22 protein-coding genes are annotated in these 26229 nt (G+C 56.8%); 3 read left to right on the top strand and 19 right to left on the bottom strand.

The genetic code is table 11. The features are described from left to right. Nucleotides 1-32: 32 nt before the first annotated feature. The 6 genes from ABD890_RS13875 to ABD890_RS13850 form a co-directional block, all read right to left on the bottom strand. Entirely contained in the window at nt 33-398 is a 366-nt protein-coding gene (locus ABD890_RS13875; protein WP_345090354.1) for a cupin domain-containing protein, read from the bottom strand. 51 nt (nt 399-449) lie between these two features. Continuing rightward, on the bottom strand, nt 450-1763 hold the full coding sequence (locus tag ABD890_RS13870; RefSeq protein ID WP_345090351.1) for a prolipoprotein diacylglyceryl transferase family protein: 1314 nt from the start codon (nt 1761-1763) through the stop codon (nt 450-452). A 23-nt stretch (nt 1764-1786) separates the two neighbouring features. Beyond that, entirely contained in the window at nt 1787-2656 is an 870-nt protein-coding gene (gene panC, locus ABD890_RS13865) for a pantoate--beta-alanine ligase (protein WP_345090348.1), read from the bottom strand. A gap of 132 nt (nt 2657-2788) precedes the next feature. Beyond that, nucleotides 2789-3805: a class II fructose-bisphosphate aldolase gene (gene fba / locus ABD890_RS13860; protein ID WP_345090345.1), complete on the bottom strand. Its 1017-nt coding sequence runs from the start codon at nt 3803-3805 to the stop codon at nt 2789-2791. A gap of 116 nt (nt 3806-3921) precedes the next feature. After that, on the bottom strand, nt 3922-4851 hold the full coding sequence (locus ABD890_RS13855) for a hypothetical protein (RefSeq protein WP_345090342.1): 930 nt from the start codon (nt 4849-4851) through the stop codon (nt 3922-3924). Nucleotides 4852-4977: 126 nt separating this feature from the next. After that, nucleotides 4978-8082 (bottom strand): PVC-type heme-binding CxxCH protein, encoded by a 3105-nt coding sequence (locus tag ABD890_RS13850; RefSeq protein ID WP_345090339.1) that lies wholly within the window; start codon nt 8080-8082, stop codon nt 4978-4980. 265 nt (nt 8083-8347) lie between these two features. Between ABD890_RS13850 and ABD890_RS13845 the strand changes: the two genes are divergently transcribed. The 3 genes from ABD890_RS13845 (at nt 8348) to ABD890_RS25520 (ending at nt 12346) form a co-directional block, all read left to right on the top strand. Then, entirely contained in the window at nt 8348-10525 is a 2178-nt protein-coding gene (locus ABD890_RS13845) for a tetratricopeptide repeat protein (RefSeq protein WP_345090336.1), read from the top strand. 3 nt (nt 10526-10528) lie between these two features. Beyond that, a complete protein-coding gene (gene ribD, locus ABD890_RS13840; protein WP_345090333.1) occupies nt 10529-11653 on the top strand; it encodes a bifunctional diaminohydroxyphosphoribosylaminopyrimidine deaminase/5-amino-6-(5-phosphoribosylamino)uracil reductase RibD in 1125 nt (374 codons plus the stop codon). Between the two features lie 87 nt (nt 11654-11740). After that, nucleotides 11741-12346, top strand: coding sequence for an REP-associated tyrosine transposase (locus tag ABD890_RS25520; RefSeq protein ID WP_373355548.1), 606 nt, complete (start codon nt 11741-11743; stop codon nt 12344-12346). A gap of 61 nt (nt 12347-12407) precedes the next feature. Here the strand turns inward: ABD890_RS25520 and ABD890_RS13835 are convergent, their stop codons facing one another. The 13 genes from ABD890_RS13835 to ABD890_RS13775 form a co-directional block, all read right to left on the bottom strand. Then, nucleotides 12408-13589 carry a sialidase family protein gene (locus tag ABD890_RS13835; RefSeq protein ID WP_345090330.1) on the bottom strand — a complete coding sequence of 394 codons (1182 nt, stop codon included), beginning with the start codon at nt 13587-13589 and terminating at the stop codon, nt 12408-12410. A 149-nt stretch (nt 13590-13738) separates the two neighbouring features. Further along, complete coding sequence (locus ABD890_RS13830) at nt 13739-15055, bottom strand: DUF1501 domain-containing protein (RefSeq protein ID WP_345090327.1); 1317 nt, start codon at nt 15053-15055, stop codon at nt 13739-13741. Nucleotides 15056-15072: 17 nt separating this feature from the next. After that, nucleotides 15073-17229 (bottom strand): DUF1549 domain-containing protein, encoded by a 2157-nt coding sequence (locus ABD890_RS13825; RefSeq protein ID WP_345090324.1) that lies wholly within the window; start codon nt 17227-17229, stop codon nt 15073-15075. Between the two features lie 469 nt (nt 17230-17698). After that, entirely contained in the window at nt 17699-18730 is a 1032-nt protein-coding gene (locus ABD890_RS13820) for a PRC-barrel domain-containing protein (RefSeq protein ID WP_345090321.1), read from the bottom strand. Between the two features lie 361 nt (nt 18731-19091). Continuing rightward, nucleotides 19092-19289 carry a Rho termination factor N-terminal domain-containing protein gene (locus ABD890_RS13815; RefSeq protein WP_345090318.1) on the bottom strand — a complete coding sequence of 66 codons (198 nt, stop codon included), beginning with the start codon at nt 19287-19289 and terminating at the stop codon, nt 19092-19094. Nucleotides 19290-19361: 72 nt separating this feature from the next. Then, complete coding sequence (locus tag ABD890_RS13810) at nt 19362-19598, bottom strand: hypothetical protein (protein ID WP_345090316.1); 237 nt, start codon at nt 19596-19598, stop codon at nt 19362-19364. Between the two features lie 58 nt (nt 19599-19656). Continuing rightward, nucleotides 19657-19860, bottom strand: coding sequence for a hypothetical protein (locus ABD890_RS13805; RefSeq protein WP_345090313.1), 204 nt, complete (start codon nt 19858-19860; stop codon nt 19657-19659). 208 nt (nt 19861-20068) lie between these two features. Then, entirely contained in the window at nt 20069-20497 is a 429-nt protein-coding gene (locus ABD890_RS13800; RefSeq protein ID WP_345090310.1) for a hypothetical protein, read from the bottom strand. Nucleotides 20498-20568: 71 nt separating this feature from the next. After that, nucleotides 20569-21273 (bottom strand): AIM24 family protein, encoded by a 705-nt coding sequence (locus ABD890_RS13795; protein WP_345090308.1) that lies wholly within the window; start codon nt 21271-21273, stop codon nt 20569-20571. A 92-nt stretch (nt 21274-21365) separates the two neighbouring features. After that, the gene (locus ABD890_RS13790) at nt 21366-22019 is read right to left on the bottom strand and encodes an RNA polymerase sigma factor (protein WP_345090305.1); all 654 of its coding nucleotides are present in this window, start codon (nt 22017-22019) and stop codon (nt 21366-21368) included. A gap of 81 nt (nt 22020-22100) precedes the next feature. Further along, complete coding sequence (locus tag ABD890_RS13785) at nt 22101-23123, bottom strand: Rossmann-fold NAD(P)-binding domain-containing protein (RefSeq protein WP_345090301.1); 1023 nt, start codon at nt 23121-23123, stop codon at nt 22101-22103. Nucleotides 23124-23343: 220 nt separating this feature from the next. Then, a complete protein-coding gene (locus ABD890_RS13780) occupies nt 23344-25404 on the bottom strand; it encodes a serine/threonine-protein kinase (RefSeq protein WP_345090298.1) in 2061 nt (686 codons plus the stop codon). Nucleotides 25405-25505: 101 nt separating this feature from the next. Beyond that, complete coding sequence (locus tag ABD890_RS13775) at nt 25506-26096, bottom strand: FHA domain-containing protein (protein ID WP_345090295.1); 591 nt, start codon at nt 26094-26096, stop codon at nt 25506-25508. Nucleotides 26097-26229: the final 133 nt, after the last annotated feature.

Here is a 26229-nt window from a genome sequence, read left to right as displayed (position 1 = left end):
GAGCTTTATCGAGGTTCCAGCCGAGGTTGCCGCTAGGAAGGATCGCGATGGACCGTATCGGGCGAGAAAGCCGGCAAACAAACGGCAATATATTCGGCACCTTCGGAATGGGGACTACTGTAGCGAATCCATTCTCCTTTTTTCGCAATTATTGCCTGACCCGCCGAAACCACTTGGACACCTTCCTTCGATTCCACGGTCAGCTCGCCTTTGAGCACCAGCGTATATTCGTCGAACTGCGGCGTCTGCCCCGGTTCGACCCAGCCACTGGGGCTGATCATGCGAGCGATGCTCACATCAGAAGTTTGCGAGTTTACGTGACCGATAAACTCTTGGATAACCTTCGGCTTGTTGCCGGCGGCCTCGATAATGGAAGGGGCAGGAATAAATGTCGGCATGAAGGGGGCATCCTGAAACGAGAGCAAACTCCCAGAAAAGATGCCCCATTCTTATGCACTAACGCGCGGCCAGGCAAGTGGCTCATTCCGAAGCCGAGCATAGACAAACAGCGTGACCGACAGCAGGAAGATCACCACGCTTACATTCTGCGAAATCGTCAGACCGGTTCCACCGATCGCGTACTCGTCGGTTCGGATTACTTCCAGCAGGAAACGAGCGACCGAATAGAGCCCCAAAGTCAACGCGATGACTTCCCCATCCACTTTGCGAAATGGATAGTACGCCAACACCAGCAGACACAAAATCAAACCATTAATGCTGCTGTAAATCTGAGTCGGATGAACGGGCAACGATCGCGCCGGCAACCCATCGACATGCAGCGGCACCGAGCCCTTATCTTTGAGCTTCATCTCCAGCAAACCGCGCGATGCTTCTTTCGTCATCCAGGTCGCCATCAAGCGACTTCGCAGCACTTCCATCGCTGGAACCGGCTGCCCCTTCAAGGCATATCCGTTGATGCTAAGTACCGTGTCTCCGATCTCGATCTTGTCGTTCTTACTGGCGGCCGAGTCTGGCAAGATGTTCGCGATCCGCACTTCCCCTTCGTCGTCCTGGGCGAACAGCAGTCCATAGAACGAACCATTCTCCATATGCCGCTGAAATGGCGGCGAGTCTGGCGGAAACTGCACGGCGGTCGGCAAGGTGCAAAGGCCGCCGTAGCAGCAGCCATTCATGAAACAGCCAAGCCGCCCGAAGAACATGCCAATCATCAAGCTTGGCGCGATCAAGTCGGCCAACGCGAGGGCGGGGATTTGCTTGCGATAACAAAACACGGCAAACGAAACCGCCGCACCGATCAGCGAACCGTACACCACGATTCCGCCTTCGGTCACCTTGAAGATCTCGCCAAGCGTTGCCCGCCAATTGCCGGGACGATAGAAGTTGTCCCAATATTGAATCACAAAAAACACGCGTGCACCGATCACGCCGCAGACGATGATCACCATGGCCAGCGAATAGATAACTTCCGGGTTGAGTCCCATCCGCTGGGCACGATACGCCGCCAGGCCGACGGCCGAGACAATCGCCGCAACGAGCAGCACGCCATAGCCACGCACCGGAAAGCCCCACTGGCCCGCTTCTTCAACTCGGAGCATCGGCAACACGTAGACTATCGCGGCCGAGACCACCACGAACAGCGGCAGATGCCCCAGCAGCTCTTGCTGGAACTTGGGCTTTCGCGACAGCAATCCGATCCAGATGGCAACAATGATGCCCCAGACGATTAACAGCCATCCCCAGCCCACCACAGGCAGGCCAAAAAGTTGCTCAGGAACGGGGATCAATAACAGGGTGCGTTGCACGATCGGTATCGGGGAAAAGAGGATTAAGGAACATCCACCGGGCTGAACAACATGTTGTCGATCAGACGTGTCGTTCCGACCCGAGCAGCCACCAGGATAACGACCTGGGCATCGATTGTCTGTACCGATTCCAGGGTCGTTGGGTCGGCCACGGCAATGTAATCCAGCTTACTAATCCCGGCTGCCACCAGCGTTTGCTCCATTGTACGCACCAGTTCGGCGGCGTCTCGCTGACCGGCGGCGATTTGCTGGCCCGCCTCGGTCAAACTTCGTGAAATGCTCAACGCAATTTCACGCTCTTCCGATGACAGATAGCGATTCCGCGAGCTCATTGCCAAACCATCCGCTTCGCGAACGATCGGACAACGCACGATCTCGATCGGCACGATCAAATCGCGAACCATCTCTTGAATGACGCGGACCTGCTGAAAGTCTTTCTGCCCGAAGTAGGCCTTGTCGGCCGGGGCGGCTTGAAACAGCTTCAGCACGATGGTCGCCACGCCGTCGAAATGCTCTGGCCGAAATGCCCCTTCCAATGGAAGCGACACCTTGGGAGCTTGAACCACGGTCGAACTGCCGGTCGGGTACATCGCTTCCACCTCCGGAACCAGCACCCACACCGGATCGAATTGTGAAAGCAATTCCAGGTCGGCATCGAGCGTTCGGGGATACTTTTCGAAGTCCTCGCCGGGGGCGAACTGCGTCGGGTTGACGAAGATCGTCACGACGGTCACGTCGCATTCGTTCTGCGAAGCTTCGACCAGGCTCAAGTGCCCTTCGTGCAAAGCCCCCATCGTTGGAACGAGGCCCACATGCTTACCGGCGGCTTGAGCCTTGCGGATCTCGGCGCGGAGCAGGGCAGGGTCGTGAAACACTTTCGGTTGAACAGCCACTGGGCAATTCCTTAACGGAAAGAAGACAGCAACGGCGAACGAGGACGCTTAGCTTGTGGTCGAAGGCACCTACAAAAAAAGGGCTGCGCGAGATGCACAGCCCTTCTTTGTTCGAGGGAACCAGGTCGTGATTTAGACCAGGTTCGCGGCACGCATCTTGGAAGCCTGGCCAGCTTGACCGAAGGCAACCATGCGATCGATACAAACCTTCTTCATCGCTTCGCGAGCTGGAGTCAGGTAAGCACGTGGATCGAATTCCGATGGCTTTTCCATCAGGATCTTACGGATGGCACCGGTGATGGCCATACGGTTGTCAGTGTCGACGTTGATCTTACGGACGCCGCTCTTGATACCGCGTTGGATTTCTTCAACTGGCACGCCGTAGGTCTGCTTAATTTCGCCGCCGTACTGGTTGATGATGTCTTGCAGTTCTTGTGGAACGCTCGAGCTACCGTGCATCACCAGGTGGCAGTTTGGCAGACGCTTGTGAATCGCTTCGATACGATCCATGGCCAGCACGTCACCGGTAGGAGCCTTGGTGAACTTGTAAGCACCGTGGCTGGTACCGATGGCAACGGCCAGAGCGTCGACGCCGGTTTCAGCAACGAAGCGTTCGGCTTCTTCTGGGTCGGTCAGCAGTTGGTCGTGGCTCAGTTCGCCTTCAGCACCGTGACCATCTTCTGCTTCGCCCATGCCGCTTTCCAGCGAACCCAAGCAACCCAGTTCGCCTTCGACGCTCACGTTCTTGGCGTGGGCCATTTCGACGACCTTCTTGGTGACGTCGACGTTGTATTCGTAGCTGGCTGGTGTCTTGCCGTCCGCTTCCAGCGAACCGTCCATCATCACCGAGGTGAAACCATTTTCGATGGCGCTCATGCAGGTTTCAGGGCTGTTGCCGTGATCCTGGTGCATGACGATTGGAATGTTCGGGTAGAGTTCCGAAGCGGCCAGCATCAGGTGACGCAGGTAGTTGTCCTGCGAGTACTTACGAGCACCACGCGAAGCCTGAACGATAACCGGCGAATCGGTTTCCTGCGCGGCTTCCATGATCGACTGGATCTGCTCCATGTTGTTCACATTGAAAGCAGCCACGCCGTACGAGTTTTCAGCAGCGTGATCCAACAGCACGCGAAGGGGAATCAAAGCCATGAGGTCTCTCCTGGTTCAAAGCGATAACATGGCTGCGTGAGGAATCACAAAGCCCCCTAGGGCAGCCCGACTATTTCTCAGAAAGTCGTTATTATCAGAGAGTTTGCGGCGTGGGGTCAATCCCCTGTAGACTCGTCAAAGTGCGAGGGAATATCACCGTCCGTAGAGTCTTCGTTAAGGGGGAAATTTTCCTTGACAGTATCGCGACTCTGGAAAAGATCGTCGAATTGGGTGCCCGCCAGGCGAAGCAACATGATCTGACGTCGCGTTTTGCCGCCGTTTTCACGTTCGAAGAAGCTCTTCCCCAGGCCCTTCGCCTCGGTGGTCCCACTGATGATGAGGGTCTGCCCCGGCTCGAGGATGGCCGAGAACTCGATCTGCTCGAGGACCTTCGATTCCTTGCGTGTCTCGATGCGGAACATGCCATCGCCTGCTTCGACATGCTTCTTCGGCTGGCCGTGATGAATCTCAGGCGTAACTACCACCTGGACGCGGCCATCATTCTGAGGGTAACCCTTCAGCACGAACTTCGATTCGGCATCGTAATAGGTCTGACCCCGCAACGTCCCATCGACCGTTTCCAATAGCGACAACTCGGACTGCGTCGGCACCATGACATATTCAATGCGTTTGCCTCGCGGGAACCGGCGACGATTGATGGCGACCTTTTCATCCCCATCGACACGCACCATCTGCTCGCCGTTGAGACCTTTGTTGCCATCTTCTTTGCTGCCGATGATCTCGCGAATGGGAGCCGGCAGATGGAAATCGATGATTCCAACTCGGAACCCGTTGGCCATCAGCTCGCGACGTTTATCGAGGGGCAAAGCTTGCTCGTCGATCTCTTCCCAAATGCTCTGGCATTTGGTCTCGTCGAGACTGGTGAGAGAGACCCGTGCGATGTCGAGCATCACGGTGTCTTCCGATAGCGGCCGGCTTGGCAGTTCACTCGGAGCGCCGAGTTCTTCTGGTTCCCAAAGCGCACGACAGCCCCCGGCGAATAGCAACGCCATCAGAAGCAGTGTGGTTGTCCTTCGAGCATCCATGCCAGAAGCAATCTTCGATGTGGGAAAAGCAGGCCGTCGCCAAGCGCGCGTAGCACTTGGCGGCTGGATAGTAGGAAAAGCGTCAAGCTGCCGCAAGCGAGGTTTCTCGCGACGCTAGCAGCTTGCCTATTCCCCTTCCGGCAGAGGGACCTGGGCCGGGTTTCGCAGGTAGGAAATCAGATCGATGAACTGCTCGTCGGTCAGCAAACCACCTTCCTGATTCGGCTCGGCACCAAGCTGCAGATCGGGCATCGGCGAAAGACTTGTCTTCTTCTGCGCTTCGATCCCTTCCTTTTCGACCGTCACGCGATCGGTGGGTGTTTGCAGCGTAAGCGTCCGGTCAGTTTCTTCCGCCACGATCCCACTCAGCACGCGGCCATCGTCCATCTGTACCACGGTCATCCGGTAGTCGGCACTGACAACCGCACTCGGGTCGATGATGTTTTGCAGCAAATAGTCGAGGTTGCTGCGATTGCTGCCGGTCAGGTCAGGACCGATGTTACTACCATCGCCGTACAGGCGATGACACTTCGCACACAAGCCGCTGAAGACGACACGTCCCTTGCTCATGTCGGCGCCGGCCAAGACATCTTCCGTGAGGCGACCTTTCCAGTAGGCCATCGCCTTCTGCTTTTCTTCGCTCGACTCGCGAACTTCGCCCCAGACGTCATTCACACGCTTCGAGAGCGTATCGTCACCCAGGTTTCGCAGTTGACGAACATGGAACGCCGTCACGTCCGATTTGCGGACTTGCCCCTTTGCCAAGGCATCCAGCAGGACATTCGCGAAGCTGGATCGTGACAACAGAATCGCCAACACCTCAGGCCGTTGCGGCTCGCGGAAACGACGATAGTTCTTCACCAACAGCTCGGCGGCGGCGGGATCGTTGAATAATGCCATCCCTCGGGCAGCGACCACATTCACGCTGGGGGTGGTGATCAACTTCTCACAAATCTTTCGCAAGTCGTCCGGCTTTGCTTCGATGAGCGAAGCCAGTGCCGAGCAGCGAATCTGCGTATCGGCCTCGTTGTTCATGGCCAAAGCCCGCAATTCGTCGAGGGCCCGGCCGTCGCCAAACACGGCCCCTAGTTCGCGGAGTTTCTGCGAGATCTCAGGGTTGTCGATCTTGGCGAGCTCGGTTGAAGACGCGTCCCAGGCATCGGGCTTGCGAGCCTTCGACCAGCCTCGGAGTGCTTCGCTCATACCCGCCAAAACAGCATCCGCCTTGGCAGGCTCGAACTTCGCCGTCTGGGCGACAACGGCATTGATGGCCGCAGGATGCGTTTCAATTTCTTCGGTCAACCGCCGCGTAATCAGCTTCGTGGTCGTTGGCCAGGTTGAAGCGGCGACCACTTCCACCAGCTGCTCTGGCTTCTGCTCTGCCACTGGAATGAGACCATACCAGGTCATCAGTGGCAAATTGTGATCTTCGGCGTACTGGGGATGCTTAACCAATTCGACCGCGACCGCCGTTCGCATCTCGATTGGCAGGCGATGCATGGTCGAAGTCAACGTCAGCAGCACCAATCCCGATGGATCGCTCTTGGCCATTTCAACGAGCTTTGGCAACAAAGCCTTCGCTTCGGCTTCGACCTTTGCGGATTCTTTTTCGTTTCCAGGGACAGGGCCGTGAATCCCATCGAGCGGCCACTGGTCGGTCAGCAATCGCAAGGCCCAAACCCGGATGTGTTCGTTCTCGTTCTCCAGCAGCGATGTCAGCAGTTTCGGATCGGCCGCTCCGATGGCGTTCAGCGTCCAGAGATACCGCAGCCGATTGCGAGCATGCTTGGCATCGGACGTCATGGCCTGGTCCGGCGTGGTCTGCTCGACCATCGACTTCAATAAGTCGGCCAGCGGCGTCATGTCGTTACCGGCCATCGCTTGTTCCTGCAGAACCAGCCGAGCCATGCGCGGGGCCCAATTGTTTTCTAGCTGCTGCACCATGGGATTCAGGAAATAGGTCTCGCCGGAAGGTGGCCGCTGAAAGCGACTCGCTTTGTCGTACGAAACGCGATAGATCCGGCCGCTGGTGCGATGCACGCCGGTATGGTCGTGGCATTCGCCGGTGTCGCTCCAGTCGATGATGTAGACGCTTCCGTCAGGGGCGGTGCTCAGATCCATCCCCCGGAAAAAAGGATCGCCGCTTTTTAAAATGTCTTTGCCATGCTTACCGACGTACCCGCTTCCCTCGCGCTCGAGGATCTCTTGATTGGCCCGGTAGCCATGCATGTTGAAGGTGAACAAGTTGCCGCGATACGCTTCCGGCCAGTTGTTTCCCTGATAGATCATCATCCCCACATGGGCATGCCCGCCGCCAAACTTGTCGGCTGCCCCGTCGCGTGAGTCTTGCCAGCGACCGGTCGTATCGAAGTGCCAATGGTCGGCGTGGTGATCAATCAGTTCGTACGTGTGCGGATTGGGGTCCAAAGTGAATGACTGCTTGAAGTGGGCCCCTGGGATGGTGTGCCAGAGATGGCCATTCACCGTGTTGATAAAGAACAGTTCGCCGAACTCGTCCCAGTCGTGTCCCCAGGGATTGGTTGTGCCGCAGGTCAGCACTTCGACATGCTTTGTCCGAGGATCGTACCTCCACATGCCCCCTTCCAGATGATGCCGCTGCTCGTCAGGCGTTCCAGGCACACCGATCAGCCCAGGGCACGAGTGTCCACAGCGACCGTAAAGCCAGCCATCGGGACCGAATCGAAGACCGTTGGCGAAGTTGTGATAGTTGTCTTTCGCGACCGTGAACCCATCCAAAACGACTTCGGCCGGACCATCAGGCTTGCCATCGTGATCGGCGTCAGGCACGAACAAGACATTCGGCGGACACATCAGCCAGACGCCACCCAGGCCGACTTCGACACTGGTCAGCAGCTGAACGTCGTCGACAAACACGTTTCGCTTGTCGAGTTTGCCGTCGCCGTTAGTATCTTCGAAGAAAAGCACCCGATCCCGCAAACTGCGGTCGAACTTCATGCTGGGCTGATCGTACGTATAGTTCTCTGCGATCCACAAACGTCCCTGAGCATCCCAGGTCATCGCGATCGGATTTTGGACGTCGGGTTCGGCGAAGACCACTTCCGCCTGAAAACCTTCCGGCGCCTCGAAGCTGGCCGCCGCCTGGTCTGGGGGCATCGGCTGGGCGTCTTGGTCGCGTTCCGAGTTGTGGGGCTGGGGAAAGTCCGCCAGGGTTGGACTGGCCAGCAGAAACAGGATCAGAAGGCTTCGCATGGAGTTTGCTCGTAAGACGGGACGCAAGGAGGGGGGCTCAGGAAGGAAATTTCTGAGAAAACCTAGTTTAATCGAACGGAATCCCATGCGACAAATAGAGGGCACGAACCTCCTTCCGATGGGGCCCCGGCAGCCATAAAGCTTCTCGTCAGCGGGCCTTAGATTTGTTACCATCCGAGTTTCCCACGGACACACTCCGCCAGACAGGGTGTCTCGCGAAGACCCCTCGCAAGCCAATTCAATATTCTCACGAACGGAAGTCGGCATGACTATCGACGCTTATTCCTATCCCCCTTGCGGCACGAACAAGAAGATCAAGTTCTATTGCCCGGACATGATCGCCGATATCGAGAAGATCGAACGGATGCTCCAGGGAGAGCAGCGGGTGGCCTGTCTCGAATTCGTTCGCAAGCTTCTGGAAAAGTACCCGAACCACTCGGTTCCACTGTACTACAACGCGGTGCTGAACCTGCAGCTGTCGGACGAACAGCACGCGGAAGCCGCGGTCAACTTGTTCCTGGAACATCACCCAGACAATCCCGCCGCCCACGCCTTGAAGGCCACGCTGGAAGCCGCTTTGGGCAAGGGCGATTCAGCCATCGACGAGCTGCAAACGTCGCTCGAAAAGACCGAAGAACGTCTGCACCCTTCGCTGTACGATGCCTTCGGCGCCGTCGGCCAGATGCTGCTGATGACCGGCAAGGTGCTCGGTGCCCGCAGCCACTTCACGCTGCAGTCGAACCTGGCTCCTGAAGACGACAACATGCCGATGCAGATGCTGATGCGTCTGAATCACGCTCCTGAAATTCCGATCTTCCTGAAGCAAGATCTGTCGCTGGCCGAATGCCCCGCCGACTTCCCTCGCAAGGAAGAATTCAACAAGGCCCTGCAAGATGCCGCCCAAGGTTTGTGGCGTCGCGGTCTGGCCCAGTTTGAAGAGCTTCGCGCTGGGGCACCTCGCAATCCGGCAATTCTCGAAAACATCGCCAGCCTGCAGTTCAGCCTCGGCCAGGACGACACCGCCGCCAAGACGCTGCACACCTATGCCGTTGCCGAGCAGCGTGCCGATTTCGAGGCCGCCACGGAAGCGGAAGCACTCGCCAAGGCCCTGACCGATCAGGAAGAAGAGCAGATCGACGTCGTCAACGCATCGATGCCGATTAAAGAAATGGAACAACTGCTCGAAAAGCTGCGTGTCGAGGAACGGGCCGAACACCTGCCGATCGACCTTTCGCAACTTGGCACCGAAGACACACCACCGCCACGTGCCGCTTACCTGTTGCTCGACAAGGCCCGTACCGCCTCCGACGCCGACCTTACCCTCGACACGATTTCGAGCGTCCTGGGCGAAGTGCTGGTCTTCGGTAAAGAGACCGATCGCGCCGCACGCGTTGAATTCACTTCGGCCAAGGGTCCTCGTTTCGATCAGGCGATCGAACTGCTGAAAGAGATCTGTGGCGATACGATCGAGCCAACCGTTGAAGAACACGTTCAAGGCCGCATCTTCGCCCTGCAAGACCTGATGAACTGGCAGTGGCGGCTGCCGGACGATATCAAGCCGGAGACTCGCAGCCGTTTGATGGCCGAGAAGCGAAGCGAAATCATCCTCGAACAGTGGGTCAACTTCCCGCTAAAGACCCTCAATGGCAAGTCGCCACTGGAAGCTTCCAAGGATGCCGATCTCCGTTTGCCGCTGGCAGCCGAAGTGCTGACGCTGGAAATGGTCGGCCAGCAAGAGAAGTGGAAGTTCGACTTCGGCAAGCTGCGTGAAAAGCTCAACCTGCCAGGTGGCGGCCCATTGCCACTGGAAGGTCTGGATGTCGTTTCGCTGCCGATCACGCGACTGCACCGCGTGCCTGCGGCTCAACTTTCCGATCAAGACCTGGTTCAGGCCTACGGTCGCAGCGTCATTCGCGGGCTGAATAAGGCTGTCGAGCACTTCGCCCACGAACTGCTCAACCGCGAATCGCTGAAGGATCAGATCGATCGAGCTCAGCTATATGGCGAGCTGGCTCGCACCGCGACCGAAAGCGACGAAGCCTTGGATTACCTGCAAAAGGCCCAGGCAGAAGCGATCGCACAGGGTCAATCGCCAGGTCTGTGGATGGTTGCCGAGCTGTCGATGCGATTCGAACGTCGCGAAATGATGGAAGCTCAGCAGTTGATGCAAACGCTGATGTCGAAGCATGCCCAGGAACCTCAAACGGCCCAGGCACTTTTCGGCGTGCTGCAGCGATTCGGTTTGATCACTCCCGATGGCCGAATGGCGGGCGGCATGCCTGCTGGCGGTCCGCCTGCGGGTGGCCCTCCACCGGAAGCGGCTGGCGGTTTGTGGACGCCTGATGCTCCGGCTGCCCCACCAGCAGCTCCTTCGCCGCAAGCTCCACCAGCCGGTGGTGGCGAAGAAAAGAAGTCGGGCCTCTGGCTGCCAGGAATGGACTAAGCCATGGCCATTGCCGACGACGCACACTACATGGGGCGAGCACTCGAGCTCGCCCGCCAAGGGCTGGGGCATGTCGAGCCCAACCCAATGGTTGGCTGCGTCATCGTGCAAAACGGAACGATTGTTGGTGAAGGCTATCATCAGCAATTCGGCCAACCTCATGCAGAAGTCAACGCGATCGCCAACTGCGGCGACGCGTCGCTGGAGGGAAGCACTTTCTATGTCACCCTCGAACCATGTTGCCATCACGGCAAAACGCCCCCATGCACCGACGCCTTGCTGAAGGCTCGACCGGCAAGGGTCGTGATCGCTCAGCAAGATCCTTTCCCACGCGTTCAAGGCGGCGGCATCAAGATCTTGCGTGATGCAGGAATGGAAGTGGTGGTGGGTGTTTGTGGTGACGAAGCGAAGCAGTTAAATGCCGCTTATCGCAAACGCCAGAAAACGGGCAAGCCGTGGGTCATCGCAAAGTGGGCGATGACACTCGACGGCAAACTGGCAACCGCCAACGGCAGCAGCAAATGGATTAGCAGCCCCGAGGCCCGCGCGGAAGTGCATCGCATTCGCGGCTACTGCGACGGCATCATGGTCGGCAGCACAACGGCCCGTCTCGACGATCCACTGCTTACAACGCGTCCCCCAGGATCTCGCACCGCAGCGCGGATTGTTTTCGATAGCCAGGCATCGCTGAGCGAGTCGAGCCAACTGATCGCCACCCTCGATCAGGCTCCGGTGATCGTGGCTGTTTCGTCGACGGCCCGGCCAGAGCGACTGGAACGCTTACGGCACGCAGGCTGCGATCTGATCATTTGCGAAGGAACGGACCACGCAGCCAGAGCCGAATCTCTTCTGCAACAACTTGGCGAGCGTGGCATGACGAACTTATTGGTCGAAGGGGGAAGCCAACTGCTCGGCTTGCTGTGGGATCAGCGTCAAATTGACGAAGTCGTCGCGTTCGTCGCCACCAAGATCGCAGGCGGAAGCGACGCCATCAGCCCCATCGGCGGCCACGGCCTGACGAACATGGAAGACGCCCTCCAGCTTCAAAGCACCACTCTACGAACCTTCGGCGACACGATCTGCCTGCAAGGTTTCACCGGATTCAGCGACGAACAAAGCTTGCGATAGTTGGGGTGCCATGGTCACGGCTTTGCGTGGCCATGTCTTGATCAAAAGTTTGTTGCTCAATCTATCTGGAAGCGACATACTTCACGTATGGCAACTGTTCATCGCAAAACGATTCAACGCTTTGAAGCTGAGGGAGAAGCCCATTTCCTGACCTTCTCATGCTATCGACGATTGCCTCTCCTTACTCGCGATCGAACGCGGCAGTATTTTGTAGATGCGGTCAATCTGAGTCGAGAAAGAAATCGATTTGACCTCTGGGCCTTTGTCATCATGCCCGAGCATGTCCATTTAATTGTGTTACCGCACAGTGATGTCAAAGTCTCTTCGATTCTTTCAACTATCAAGCAATCCGTTGCAAAACGAGCATTACTCTGGCTTAAAGTGAATGCCCCAAGTTTCTTGCCACAGATAGAAGACTTGCAGCCCAGTGGGAAACGATGTTTTCGCTTCTGGCAGCGAGGGCCTGGGTACGACCGCAACCTACGGTCGGCGAGAGATGTCCACGAAAAGATTCGTTACGTCCATCAAAACCCGGTCCGCCGCGGACTGGTTGAACATGCAACGGATTGGCCGTGGTCCAGTTTCGCTGCATGGCAGTCGGGGATTGATACGCCGATCTCAATTGATCGATCCGAAGTCCCCGTACTCTCGAATTCTGATGACGATATCCGATCGGAATATCTGCGGAGTTGACGAACCGTGAGTAGGCATGGCCACGCAAGGCCGTGGCCATGGCACCCATATCGTCAACTTGTTAGTCCTCGTTCAACTTTCCTGGTTTCAGGATCGGCTGCTGCAGGCGGGAGCCTTCGCTGACTAGTTTGCCGGCCAGGATGTCTTCTTCGGTGAACTTGGCGAAGAGGACGTGCCCCTTTTTGCTTCGCTGCCAGTCGTACGAAATGTAGATCGAACCATCCGGGGCCTGGAATCCGTCGGGGTACGACACGCCTTTGCGTTCGTCCAACATCAGACCACCACGCCACGTCTTGCCTTCGTCGTCCGATAGCCAGGCGGTCAATTGGCTGCGGCCTTCGTTCTGGTCGATCTGCTTGCCATGCTTAACCAGCAGCCACTTGCCGGAGGCCAACTCACGCAGATGGAACCGCGCGGCCGGGTGCTTGATCTGCGGCGGGAAGACTGGCTCGGACCAGGTCGCTCCGACATCGTTGGAGGTCGTTAACATCGCGCCGCGACGTGTTCGGGCCAACATCCAGAGCGAGCCATCTTTGCGTTCCAGTGCACGATGCTCGATCCAGTCTGGCTGCGGAAATTGCACGGCACCTCGTCGCGTCCAGGTTTCGCCCTGATCTTTCGAGACTAGAATGTTGCCCCCTCGCAGCGGATCGAGTTCCGGAAACACGCCCACGCCGTAGGGGCCCAGCCCGCGATTCTGCAGAAGCTGGGCGAACAAAATCCATTCGCCGTTGGAATGAACGATCGGCTTGTTCAGCATCGAGCCGTGCCAGATGCGTTTCGGTTCGCTCCAAACAAGTTGGTCGGCGTCGGGATTGTCGCAGCGGGTAACCCAGAGTCCGCCTCGTCCGTCGAAGTGATTCATCGTCTGGTCGAAGAAGAGCCAAAGGCGTCCCTGGGGATCGGTCCACAGGTTACCCACGATCACACTGCGAGGCAGCGGCAGGTGCTTCGCCCGACTATCGATCACCAGGACCGGCTCGCTCCAGGTATGCCCGTCGTCGTCGCTCTTGGCGAGCAGCATATAAGCACTCGGCCCATCTTCGCCCCCGATCCAAGCGGCGAACAAACGCCCCTTCGGGCTTCTCTCGATGCCGATCGTCATGCCGTAGTCCGCATTCTTGACGTGATACTCTGGCCCTGGCTTTGTATTCAACGTCGGCGGCAGCAGGGCGAGGTCAGCGACCTGACGCAATGCGGCCAGCTCGACCTGGCGAGCCTCTTCCGCTGTGGCATTCGTCAAATCAGAGGGCTCGTCCGCAGTTGAAACAGATGGAAAACTAAACGCCAAAAGAACCGCGAAGCAAAGATTCGCGCGCAGCATAAAACACCGGTGGGTAGCAAGGAAGGAAGTTCAGGCAGGAATCGCGATGATGCGAAGTGGCCGTTCGCTTAGAACAGTTCGTGAATCAGTTCGCCACCTTTGACCAGTTGCAACGGTTGATCGAGGTCGGTGACATATTCGTCGTGAGGATTCATCCCCAGCACATGGCAGAAGCTCCGGAACAGGTCTTGAACTTCGACCGGACGATCGGAGACCGAGACACCTTCGTCATCGGTCGCTCCAATGACCTGGCCCATGTTCACGCCGCCACCGGAAAGACAGGTAATCCAACCATCAGAGTAATGCTCGCGGCCGCCATCAGGCTTGAACTTCGGCGTGCGGCCAAACTCGCCCATCCAGACAACCAGCGTGTTATCGAGCATGCCTCGTTGATCGAGATCGCGTAGCAGGGTCGCGTAACCGCGGTCGATCCCTTCGGCCAGCTTCGGATTTTCGTCCCAGCCCTTTTTGTGTGTGTCCCAGCCTTGATCGCTGACGTTACCGGTGCTGAATACTTCGACGAAGCTGACGCCAGTTTCGACCAGACGGCGAGCCAGCAAACAGCCCTGGCCGAAGTCGGTCTTGCCGTACGCTTCGCGCAGGCTTTCAGGTTCTTTATCCAAACGGAAGGCTTCGAGTTTGGGGCTCAGCACGAACCGCTGGGTCTGCTGATAGATCTCTTGCTTCTCAAGCACGCGTTTCGCCCCGCCGCTGGAGGCGAACTGAGCATCGAGCCGGGCCGATAGATCAAGTCGACGACGCAGGCGTTCTTCGGGAACGGTGGTCAAGACATCTTCTGGCAGCGTACCAGCCTGATCGATCTTGAACGACTCGTAGCGGGGACCAAGCACACCGCTGTTCACGTCACGCGTCTTGATCCGTGGCTTGCCAATCCGCACAAACGCAGGCAGGTCGTACGTCGGATCGAAGCGATCGCGGGCAACCACGCTGCCCCACGTTGGATACTGGATCGAAGGATTGATGGGGTAGCCGCTTCGCACCAGCTTGATTGCCCGGAAGTGATCGCGCTCGCTGCTTTTCATCGAGCGGATCAAGGCGATCTTGTGCATCATCTTCGCCGTTTCGGGCAAATACTCGGCGATGTGCACGCCTGGCAACGAGGTCGGAATCGCCTTGGCTGGTCCTTGATACTTCGATCCGATCTTGGGATTGAACGTTTCAAACTGGCTGGGACCGCCATCCATCCATAGCAAGATCATCGCCTTGCCGGTCTTTCGCAGTTCGTCCGCTTGAGCCACCAGCATGTCGCGCCACGACAAGGTCATGGCGCCTGCGGCGGAGGCAGTCATCAACTGCTTAAGGAACCCACGCCGATGCGAAACATGGTCGCGACCTGCCACTAAATTCCAAAAGGGGCGAATCATGGAAGCTTCCTCGGATATTAGTTGCGGGTAGTGAACTCGGCGGTGTTCAACAACGCCCAGAGCAGGTCTTCAAACGCTTCGCCGCGCGACTCGACTTCTTGAACGTAGTCGTAGGCGATCTCCAGTTCCTTCTCTTGCGGAGCTCGTCCCAGCACATTGACGTAGAGTCGCTGGATGGCCTGGCGATCGTCAGGCGTTTCTTTCAGCATGCGGGCCAGCTTGGTCTGCTGGTCATCGCCTGCTTTCACCTGGTTTTGAAGCTGACGATTGTTCATCAGGAACATGGCCTGTTGCATCGTCTGCGGGCGGAATGCACGGCCCAGGGAAGGATCGTAGCCGAAGACCTCGTTCACCAGGTCTTGCGTGCTCTTGGGTGGTGGTGGGAATCGCATTTCAGCGGTCGGCTTCATGGGCGTTCCTTCGACGTTCGGAAGTTCGACCGCCGTGACCAGGCTATTGAATACCACGTCGCCACGCATCTTCCGCAGCTCGGCGGAAGTCAACTGACCAGCCAATTCGTCCTTCGCATCCAACTGACGTTGGTAGGCTTTGGTATTTAAGATGACGCGCATCAACGGTTTGGCGTCGTACTCGCTGGCGATGAAGTGCGCCGCGACGGCATCGTGAACCGAAGGAAGGCTCGGGAAGCCTGCTTCTTCGGTGATTTCGTCAATCGGATCGCAGAAAGGCTGATCCATCAGGCGTTCCCAAATGCGGTTGGCATAGGCTTTGGCGAACAAGGCGTTTTCAGGCTGAATGACCCAGTTGGCCAGCAGCACGCGGCGGTCGAGATCGCTGGCACCTTCCGACATGGCATCGCCCGAGAAGACCGCTGGCATCATCGCCTGGTTCGTGTCAGGCATCTTATGCTCACCTTTTTCTTTGCTGCCCACTTCGATTTGGCTGCTGTCGTTCCAAGGCAGCTTGGCATTGGTCCGCACAAAGAAGGCTGCCATTTGATGAAACCGCTCTTGGGGGATATCAACGAATGGATGATCGTGACACTCGGCACATTGAATCTGCGTTCCCAGGAAGATACGCGTCGTTTCGCCAGCCAGCCGGCTAGTGCTTGCCTGATGGAAGCCAACAAAGAACGCTGGCGGGTTGTCACCTACTTTGCCGGTAGCGGTCAGGATGCGGTAGGTCACTTCGTCCCAGCCGGTTCCTTCGTTCAACTGCTGAGCAAGCCAATCCTGAAAGACCTGATAGTCGAGATACGTCAGCTCTGGCTGCGGGATTCGATAACTGAAGACGTCGCTCCAATAGGTCGCCCAGTTGGCGCCGAACTCTTGGCTGTCGAGCAAGCGGTCGATCATCAACGCTCGCTTGGCAGGATTGGTATCGGCGAGGAAATCGGCCCGTTCTTGTTCGGTGGGGATGCGGCCGATAACGTCGATCGTCACACGGCGTAAGAAGGTTTCGTCATCGATCAGGTCGGTGGCGTCGGTGATGTGGGCTTCTTCCGCGATCAACTGATCGAGCGATTCTGGCGTCAGTAATTGCACATCGGTCCGCGGATGACGGGCGAAAGCGGGGGCGACCTGGGCCACCTTTTCTTCGGCGGCTTTCTTTTTCGTTGGCTTTTGCTTTGCCTCTGGTTTCGCTTCGGCCAGTTTCTTGGCAACCGCGTCGAGCTTGGCAATTTCATTTTGAGGAACAAAGAGAACGGCATCGACGATGACGATCCCTTTCGCATCTTTGTCCGAAATCGCGATTACCGCTTCTTCGTCGGCATTGAAGTCGAACTGCCCCAACGACTGAAACAGTGCCGGACCTTTGGGAGCTTCCCGCTGGTTCAGCTTTAAGCTGGCATCGCCCCCGGCGTGATGGATCTCGATCGGAGCGGCTGCGGCGCGATTGCTGTTCGCGTTGTACGCCAAGTAGACACCATACTTCCCCGACTTGGGCAGTTTGTGGCGGAAGGTGAGCGTCTTCGGTACGCTCGCTTCATCTCGACCTGGGACACCACTATGGATGTAGCCTTCGCCAATGTAAGGCTTGGTGTGAATCGATGGTTGCCATGGCCCCATCAATTCAGCAGCGGTGTTATCGAGCAGAATGCCTGGCAATTGCTTCGTGTCGATCGCGTCGGCCGCACAGAGCAGCGTCGGGGCGATCAGCAAAAGGACAACACTCGACAAATACGTCCGGTGACGACGAGTTCGCAGCCGCATAGGTCTGGTTTCCCATCAACAGTGGTGAGAGGGATGATGCCTCCAAAGGAAGGAGACCGGCAGGGACCGTCGAGTGTAAGAAAAAAATGAAACTAACGTCAATCTAAAAGTGACGAAGAATCTTTTCTGCCTGCCTTTAGGGAATCATCTGCCCCGCAGTTTCATTCCCTCGCTTAGAAGTGGGGTAATTCGGTCGACTTTAACGACAAAAGCCCGAAACCACTCGTGGTGGCTTCGGGCTTCTGAAGGGGGACTCCCCTATATAAACAAACGCCGGGAATATTGCGGGCGTGCTTATCGTGTCAGGCGAAGTTCGTTAAATGTAAGCCAAGCCTTGAGGGAGAGCTTCCAGGGGAAGTCTCCCCCAAGGCGTTGGCCCAACAACCACTTCGCAAATCCATCTCAGGTGTGGTCAATCACTAAACATCCATGAATCGACAGTCCGTTATCGGATCGTCAACTTCCTGTGTTAGTTCACGTCGACCTTCACGCCAGGGGCGTTGATGTCGGCTTTGACACCTGGACGGCTGTCATCGAGCTGCGGAGCCTGACCATTCAGCGTGGTCGTAGGCTGCTGCGGCCAGTGATCCTGATCGAAACCCTTCGCCTTGTTCAGCGTTTCTGGGTTCACGTTCAGAACCAACATGTCCTTATCGTCCTGTGCGCCGTGCTTCCAACCGAAGTTCTTCCACGACACGGCGAACATGTGATCACCGATACCGGCCAGGCCACCAACCGAAAGGGCAGCGTAGCGGATATCACCATTATTCATATCGACCATCAGGTCGTTGATCGAACCAACCGATTCGTTGGCATTGTTTACAACCGACATGCCAATGATGTCCGCAGCACGATGAACGTGAGCCGACTTCTCGAGGCTTGCGGCGGGACGATCGTTACGATTCCCGTCAACACGGACCCCAATCGGGCCGACCTGGACGTTGACGCCACCATCGCGATCAGCGTAATGCTTGTCGATCGCAGCAGCGAACTCTTCCGAAGCCATGTTCGGCCAGTTATCGGCGTCGAAACCAGGTGCCTTTCGCATCGTTTCTTCATTCAGATCGAGCAGCAGAACGGCCTGGGTATCGTCGGTAGCTGGTCGGTAGTCGAAGGCTTCAAATGGAACGGCGAACAGCTTGGTGCCTAGTCCGAGGAAGCCGCCGTAAGCGACCGCGACGTACTTCACTCGACCACGATCGGTGTCGATCACGATGTCGCGGACATTGCCAAGGTCTTTACCGGCTTCGTTTTGAATAGCCATCCCTTGGATATTGCTGGCACGATGGGCAACCATCGCTTGCGAGACTTGATTGGCTGGTTGTTGCGTGCGATCGATGTTGTTGCGAACGGTAGGCTTGTTGGCCTTCACATCGACTTGTGGCGTGTCGACCTCCACGGCTGGATCAGCCTTGGGAGTGTCGTCAGCACTTACGTAGGTCGTGACGCATCCAGCGGCCATTAAGGCAGCAGCAACGACTGCAGGAATTTTGCGTGACATAGAACCTCTCCTTGTACGGAATCGGCAGGGCTTTGGAATCGCGTTGCTCTGTTCTGCCGACCAGAGAGCAACGTGGCTGATTGGGTTGCGCTCGACGAGGGCCTGCTTGGAAGCAGGCGTTACCGCCTCCATCGTCGAGCGGCATCTGCCAAGGACTAATTGCATGTCCCGTTCCAACACGAAGTAAAAATGCAGAGATTGCTGCTAAGTCCTTCGTTTCACGCGGTTTTCGTAGGAAGAAATAAATCGTGTGGTGCAGGGCCGACCGCTCGCTGCGCGTCGATCATCCTTCGAACGAGAAAAGCCTGGTCGCAGAACAACCAGGCTTCGCTCGTTTCGTGTGTTTGCTTTCAGGCAGTCATCAAACGCGGCGGCGAATCACGCATACCAACTCTTCTTTGTGCATCAATTTACTGCGGCCACGGATGCCCAGCTTGCTGGCCAGTTCTCGAAGCTCTTTCACCGTGCGGTCTTCCAGACGCTTCTCTTGCATTTCGCACGTCGTCGATTCTGGGGAAGTCAGGTCGGTGTCAATCGTTTCGGTAACCATAGTAGTCATTGTGAGTTTCCCAGCGAAAAGAAAGGTTTGTTGGTTGTGGTTGATGATGCCACCTTCCGGCGGTTGTCTTATCTACAGAACGGCCCAGATCCGCAAGCCAACACCGACGACCATCAGAACGGCGATGGAAAACCAGAACAAACGATCCAGCATGACCGCTTCGGAATGCCGGTCGACCGCCTCAGACGGTTGACGTTCGGTATAAATCGCGTCGACTGGATCGTTCACCGGGACCATCAACGTCCCATCGGGCATATGAGGCTGAATCGTTCCCGTGTGCAGGCAGGCGGAGTCAGTTGGGCGGTTCATCGTTTCGCTACTCGAATCAGGCTTTTGCATTGGACTGGGGGTGCTTTGCCGAAGCGTCTTACTCCATGACGTTCATCGGCTCGTTATCTGGATCGGTATCGATGACGGTGGAAGGGTTCTCGACTTCATCCCCAGGCGTAGTTGCAGGGGTGTCTTCGGGAGCCGGAGTTTCTGCTGGAGGTTGACATCCGCTGCCAATCACCAGAGCAACTGCGGCCAATCCAAGCATCGAGACAGCCGTGGGGAAGCTTCGCCAGTTCATGGTGGTAGTCCTTGCATCATTGGGGTTATGCGTTTTTTGACGAAGCTGACGTTGCAAGCTGTGTGCCAATGGAAGGAAGAGTCCTTCCGATGCATTAAGTGGCGGGCAAGCGGCCCTAGGGGGCAAGAAAAGGCCCCATTTTTGAGAATTTGGCCGCCCCGTGGGCGGTCTCTCGACGCTCAAGCTGAACGTCGGACGTACAGAACTGCTACTTGTCTTCTTTGCGAAGTCGACCAACGCTCGATTGGAAATATTTCCGACGTCGCGTCGATTGCTGCTGCGAGTTGGCTTCTTCTTCGGATTGTTCGGAAGCGGCAATCAGATCCGCCAGGTTGGCGGCACATAGACGACAGCCGATCTGTTCCAAATGGAACGAGATGTAAGTTGACTCTTCAGGCGACGGAATCACCCCTAGTAAATATTGCTGAAGCTGCGGCCGTGTCGGACAAGTCACCCGGTGTCGTCGCCAGATTTCCCCCAGGCTATGCACGCCGGCATCGCGACGGGCCAGGATCTCTAGCAACCGTTCTTTCAATTCTGGCTGCTCCCGAATCTGCTCTTCCACCGACGTTGCTTCTTCGACCGCCAGTTCTTCGTTCAGGTAAGCTTCCAGATCGGCATTGGTGAGAGTTCGCATCACGCTTCCTTTTTCCTCATGGATGACTCCGCGTTCCCGACGAACACGGAGTCAAGGCTCCCTGATTGGGGTTAGCCCTCCGAGTGGTAGACTTCTTCGTAAGGTTGCACGACGACAAACCCGTTGCCGATAAACTCCATCTGGAATGACTCGCCACTGGACCGTCCCAGCAGTGAGCGGAACGTGATATCAGTCTTTAGATTCGGCGACAACGTCCCGCTCCAGGCAACCGTCGCGTTCGGATCGGTGTAGACCGGCTGGTTGGGCGTGACCACCAGGGTCAATGGTTCGTAATGCGTGGTGATGGCCACCATGCCGGTTCCGCTGAGGGTCATCTGAAACAAACCGCCTGCCATCATCGACGAGACACGTTTCATCATCTTGATGTCCCAGGTCACGGCCGGCTCGAAGGCCAGCACGTCGTTCGCATTGACCACGATCTCCTGGTTGTCCAGGCGCAAGATCTGGATCTTCTTGCCGTAGTCCGCCAGGTAAACCTTGCCGTTGCCAGTAACCTTGGTCAGACGAGCCCCTTCGCCGGTGAGAGCTTTCTTGAACAAGCCGCCCAGCCCTTTGTCGAGCATGCCTTCGCGCTCGAACTTCATGTTGCCGAGGTACGAGATCATCGATCCCATCTTCGACCAGACAAAGTTGCCGTTGAGATTCACTTCCAGGATGCGAGGGCTTTCCATTTCAAAGAAGCCTTCGCCGCGATCACGTTGTTGGGTTTGTTCGACGAATTCGCGAAGTGTGTATCGGTTGTCAACGCTAGACATGTCTTAAGATTCCCCCGACTAATAAGAAAGAAAAGAAGTCGAGCCGCCGTTTGCCTTGCGGCCCTGCTGGATAATAAGTTTGACCACCACGACTAGGTATAGAGTTCTGGAAAGACCTCTTCACTTAGCTGCTGATTCTTCACACTTCCACGAAGCTTGTTCGTGAAGTCGTGCTTGTAATTGGCTACATGCTGTTCCGAAATATCTAATTTCGCGGCGACATCCTTGTTCGCCCAACCGCGGACGAACAGCAGCTCCATACACTGGATCTTCACCCAGTCGCCTCGTTCGCGCCATCGTTCGATTTGTTCTTGAATCGCTGCGACCAGGGCTTCTTCTTCCATGCGGCGTCGTTCGCCACTGCGGACCAGGCTCGAAGCAGGCCGGGCCGGGCCTTCCAGTTCCCAGGTATCGCTGCTCGACTTGCCAGCCCCGGCCGAACTAAGCGGCAAGGTTGGGCGGCGACCTTCGCGGCGAAGATGGTCGGTCAGCTTATAAGCACAGATCGCGAACAGATAACTTTCCAGACTACGGCGGCCGTCGTAGTTGGGCAGGCTGTTTAAAAAACCAATGAAGGTCTCTTGAACAACATCTTCGCTATGGGCACGTCGACGAAGACGACTTTCGACGAAAGCCAACAAGCGACCTTCGTATCGATCGATCAAATCTTGCCAGGCATCCTCTTCGCCGTCGCGGATGCGGGTAATCAGCAAGGATTCGGTTTCAGAAACACGTGTAGGTGGCAAAGCGAAAGGTTCCCTTTCGAGGCCAGATAACAAGACACCGACGAGTTGGCGATTCGGCCAGAAACCGCCAGGATTCCCAAGTTATAGCATGGGAAATGATCGGACGAAAATCACGCCTGCGACCAAAAGTCCGCTGACGGCAAAAACCGTCCCTGCTGAGACCAGCCAAGGAGAGACCTTCGCTTCTCGACGCGTCAGCGTCAGACCGATGTAAGCAACCGACATCAGCCCGATAAGGAACAGGAAGCCTGTGCCGATATAAATGACCCGGCTGATCCGTTTCTGAACAGACCACAGATCGCGGATCTTCTGCTGAATCGCCGGATCGAACTTCAGGAGGGCATGCCATTGATGCATGACGCCGAACGAGGGCGTTAGCTGTTCCTGATAGTTCTCGGCGACGACCTCTTCCTTCAGTTCTTCCAATTCGGCGGCCAGCATGCTGCCGGCCTGGTTGTTGGAGAGGAGGTCGTTGGCATAGGCCTGTAACGCCACGGTTACTTCTCGATCAAGCGACTTGCTGCACTCCATGCCGCGATCGTACGGGCCCGAGCTCACCGAGACGAAATAGATACCATCCTGCTCCCAGCGAGGTGGCTGCTCGACCCAGGCAGGGCGTCCTGGGGGAATGATCCGCGACGGATCAACCGAAAGATCGCCTGACTTCAGTTGATTGCGAAACTCTTGATAGATCGATCCGGCTAACTGCCCAATCGATTTACCAGTTGCAGCCACGTCATCTTCAGTGGTGGGTTCACTGGTGGCCTGACGAAGATCGTGGGGGAAGTGTTCGATCTCGGCGGTGGCCGAGCTACTTCGAGCCACTGATGTTTCAAACTGGGAGCCGAATCGCGTTACCGGACGATCGCTGATCACGGAAACCGCTTCCTGGCGGCTAATGACCGTTCGGGAAGGAACGGAAATGAACATCAAGCCGGCACACAGCAGACCTAGTCCCACCATTCCGGCTGCGACCACTCCCAGGACAATCTTCGCACCATGCTTGCCAGCCATGGCAACCAGACCGATTACCACGGCAATCAATCCGACTGCAACCAATCCAACCAGCAGGACGGCGACAGGGGAGAGCAAAGAGACGGTCATGGTTTGTTGCATCATCGGAACTTAAGGAAACGGAAGTCGATAAACGTTGTTCGTCGACACTCGCAGATTATTGACGACCACGCGAAGCGATTACGGCGATCACGATCACGGCAGACACCGCGGCAACAGCCAGGACGGCGAGTCCGGCCAGAATCATTATCCAACTCATGGCCATGATGGTATTCCTCCTCGAAGCAATCGAAGCATGCGACGTCGGCGACTAGTGGTCGCCCGACGTGGTTTCTTTCAACTCTTGTTCGTAACGTCGACGCTCCAGGTCACGGCGTTCCTGGCTGAACCAAGGCGCCGACAGCTGAATGGTCGCCACGGTGGCCCCGACCAGCATGATCCCCCAAGGCTGGAGGAACGTCCAAAACGTCGAGAGGATCGCAGCCCAGGCCACAAACACACCGGTGTGCCAGATGCTCAGCCAATTGGTTCGCAGCGGATCGGCCAGTTTCCACCAGCGTGGCACCAGGAAGACCAGTCCGAAGTACATCATTAAACTGCCGATCGACGCCGAAGTACTCAGCCCACCCAATCCGAACCAACCTTTCGAGGCGGCTCCGATCGAGAGCGTTTCCATTGGCAAGATCAACAGTCCGATCCAAGCCGCGACGCCGAGCAAGATGCCGATCAACATCATCACGATGCGCCGGGCAGCCTGATCGCCAGGTTTGTCTTCCCAGAACTTCGCGGTGATCAACACCGACCAGGTTGTCACGATCGTCAGGCCTGCGAAGAAGACATACGCAGGTCCCAGCGTTACGATCGCCGATTTGGTCAGCGCGGCTTCGCCTTCCGAAATCAACAGCAGCACGAACGAAACCAGCACCGCCATGATGCCGCTGACAATCAGCGAGCCCAGCAGTTCTTGAATCCGTTGCCTTGGTGTCCGGATGGCGAAGGCGGCCCGTTCGCGATCTTTTCGCTTGGGATGCCACATCGCATCTTGGGAGGCACGATACTTTCGCTTCATCGCTTCCGGATGATAACGTCCGCTCGAGTCCTTCTTGGCCGGCTTGCCATCGCCCCCTGGGACTTCCTCTTGGAAGAGCTTCACCATCTGGCGAACCATCAGGTAAGCCATGTAAAACGCTCCGCCGACCAAAGCGACCGGAACCAAGTACGAAAGATTGGCGACCAGGCCGAATGCGATCGCGGTCAGCACGACCACTTTGATGGGCAAGCTGGTGTTGTTGTGATTCCACCAGGTCTTGAACTTGCTCGTCAAACTTCCGACCGCCATGGCGATCGGTTCGTCGTCCAGTGAACTCTTCGGAGCCGGAGCTTCGACATAGCCGATTTTTGCTTTGACTTTCGAAGCCACGGCCGACTGAACAGCTTTCGCCGCGGAAGTCGGTACCGACGTGTCGACGGTCGAGACTGCCGTGGTTGTCGACTGTTTCAAGCCAAGTTGTTCCAGCATCTCTTCCGCCGAGCTCGTCCGTTTCTCTGGGTCTTTCTCCAGAGCGGCAGCGACGACCGATCGATAAGGCTCGGCCAGGTCGCCCAAATCAGGGCTGGCGGTCAGATGCTTCATGATGATTTCCTGGCTGCTTTCCCCTTCAAAGGGAACGCGGCCGGTCAGCATCTCGAACAAAATGATCCCCAAGGCATAGACGTCGATCTCGCGACCGTAACGTCCCTGGCCAATTTCCGGGGCCATATAATGGAAGGTGCCAACGCTTTCCGTCTGTCCGCTACGGCGGCTGACCGAAATAAACTTCGACAGGCCATAGTCACCAATTTTGACGGTGCCTTGGTCGTTGAAGATGTTGCCTGGCTTCAAGTCGCGGTGAACAATACCGTGGTCATGTAGGTAGTTGACCGCCGAAGCAATCGACTTGAACCACGACAAGGCATCTTCCCGCGGCATGCCGTTGGGATGGCGTTCGATGAAATCTTGCAGGCTGTCGCCATGGACATATTCCATGACAATCCAGCCCTCGCCTTCGCTGTCGTAACGGATGTCGAAGAGCGCGACGAGATGCGGGTGCTTGAGATTCAAGCAATGCTTCGCGCCCCGCATTTCAATTTCCAGGTTTCGCTGGATGTGCTTTAGTGCGACTTCTTTGCCGGAATCGGTGGTCGCATAGTAGACTTCGCCAAAACCTCCGGCCCCGATGCCACGTTTGATGGTATAGCCATCTAACGGAGTGGAACCGCTCTTGTAAGTAAACCGCATAGGGCTTTCTTTCGGTTTGACGAATTTCGCAGGGCCGACTTCATCGTCCCCGGGTTGGTTGTCCGGAGTAACGGCGGCTGCCGACTGGTTCATGGTCTAGTCCCTGGCCAATGGATTGAGTGATGCGCTAAGGCAAACTTCGCGGGGCTGACTTCCAGGGGGGAAACAGCCGAGTCGCGAATCGCTCGCCCTCTTCATGCTCGAGCCAACGGCTCGATGCAGAAAGAAACTTCTTCTCCTTGGACCGACTCTCCTATCTTGATCGATGAGGCAGGCTGGGTCGAATCACTTTGAAATAAAGGCAATTTCGACTTCAGCTGCAATTTGCTTCCGTGCCGGTAAACAACGACATCCTGCTGCCATTTGGGGCAGACAATATGATTGTTCGATTTCGCCCCCATCAGCAGCGAATCGGCCAGCAGCACAATGCCATCCGCGGCCGGCTCGGTGCGATGCCGGCTGATGATGTGCAGCACGGCGGACGTACTTAACGGGTGCGGCTGCGTGAATTGGACCTTCACGCCACGCCCCAGGGTCATGATGTCGCGACTGCGGAGCAGGGTCGGGCCCTGGATCGATTGATCGTTGATCTTTACTTCCGATAACGGTTCGACGATGTATTCGTCACCGCTTCGCTTGATGGCGGCATGGCGACGGCTAATGTCTCCCATGATCGGAATATCGACCTGGGATGAAGCCATCGCCTGACCAATATTAATCCGATCGGCCAGCAGCAGCATGTAGCCGCCGACTCCATCGATCCACATTTGCAGGCGGTCGCTCACATTCCCCCTTCGATACGCGAAATTGGGCTCTACTACGGACATTCGCTCTCAACTCGTACCAACTGCCAACAGTTTATCAAAAGGTCGGTCCTCTCGAGTGCATTACTATTCGCCCCCGGCGGGGAAATATTGG

The organism is Bremerella cremea, from assembly GCF_039541315.1.
GTDB lineage: Bacteria > Planctomycetota > Planctomycetia > Pirellulales > Pirellulaceae > Bremerella > Bremerella cremea.
Note: the sequence above shows the minus strand (reverse complement) of the source record. Positions and strands in the feature narration are given on the sequence as shown.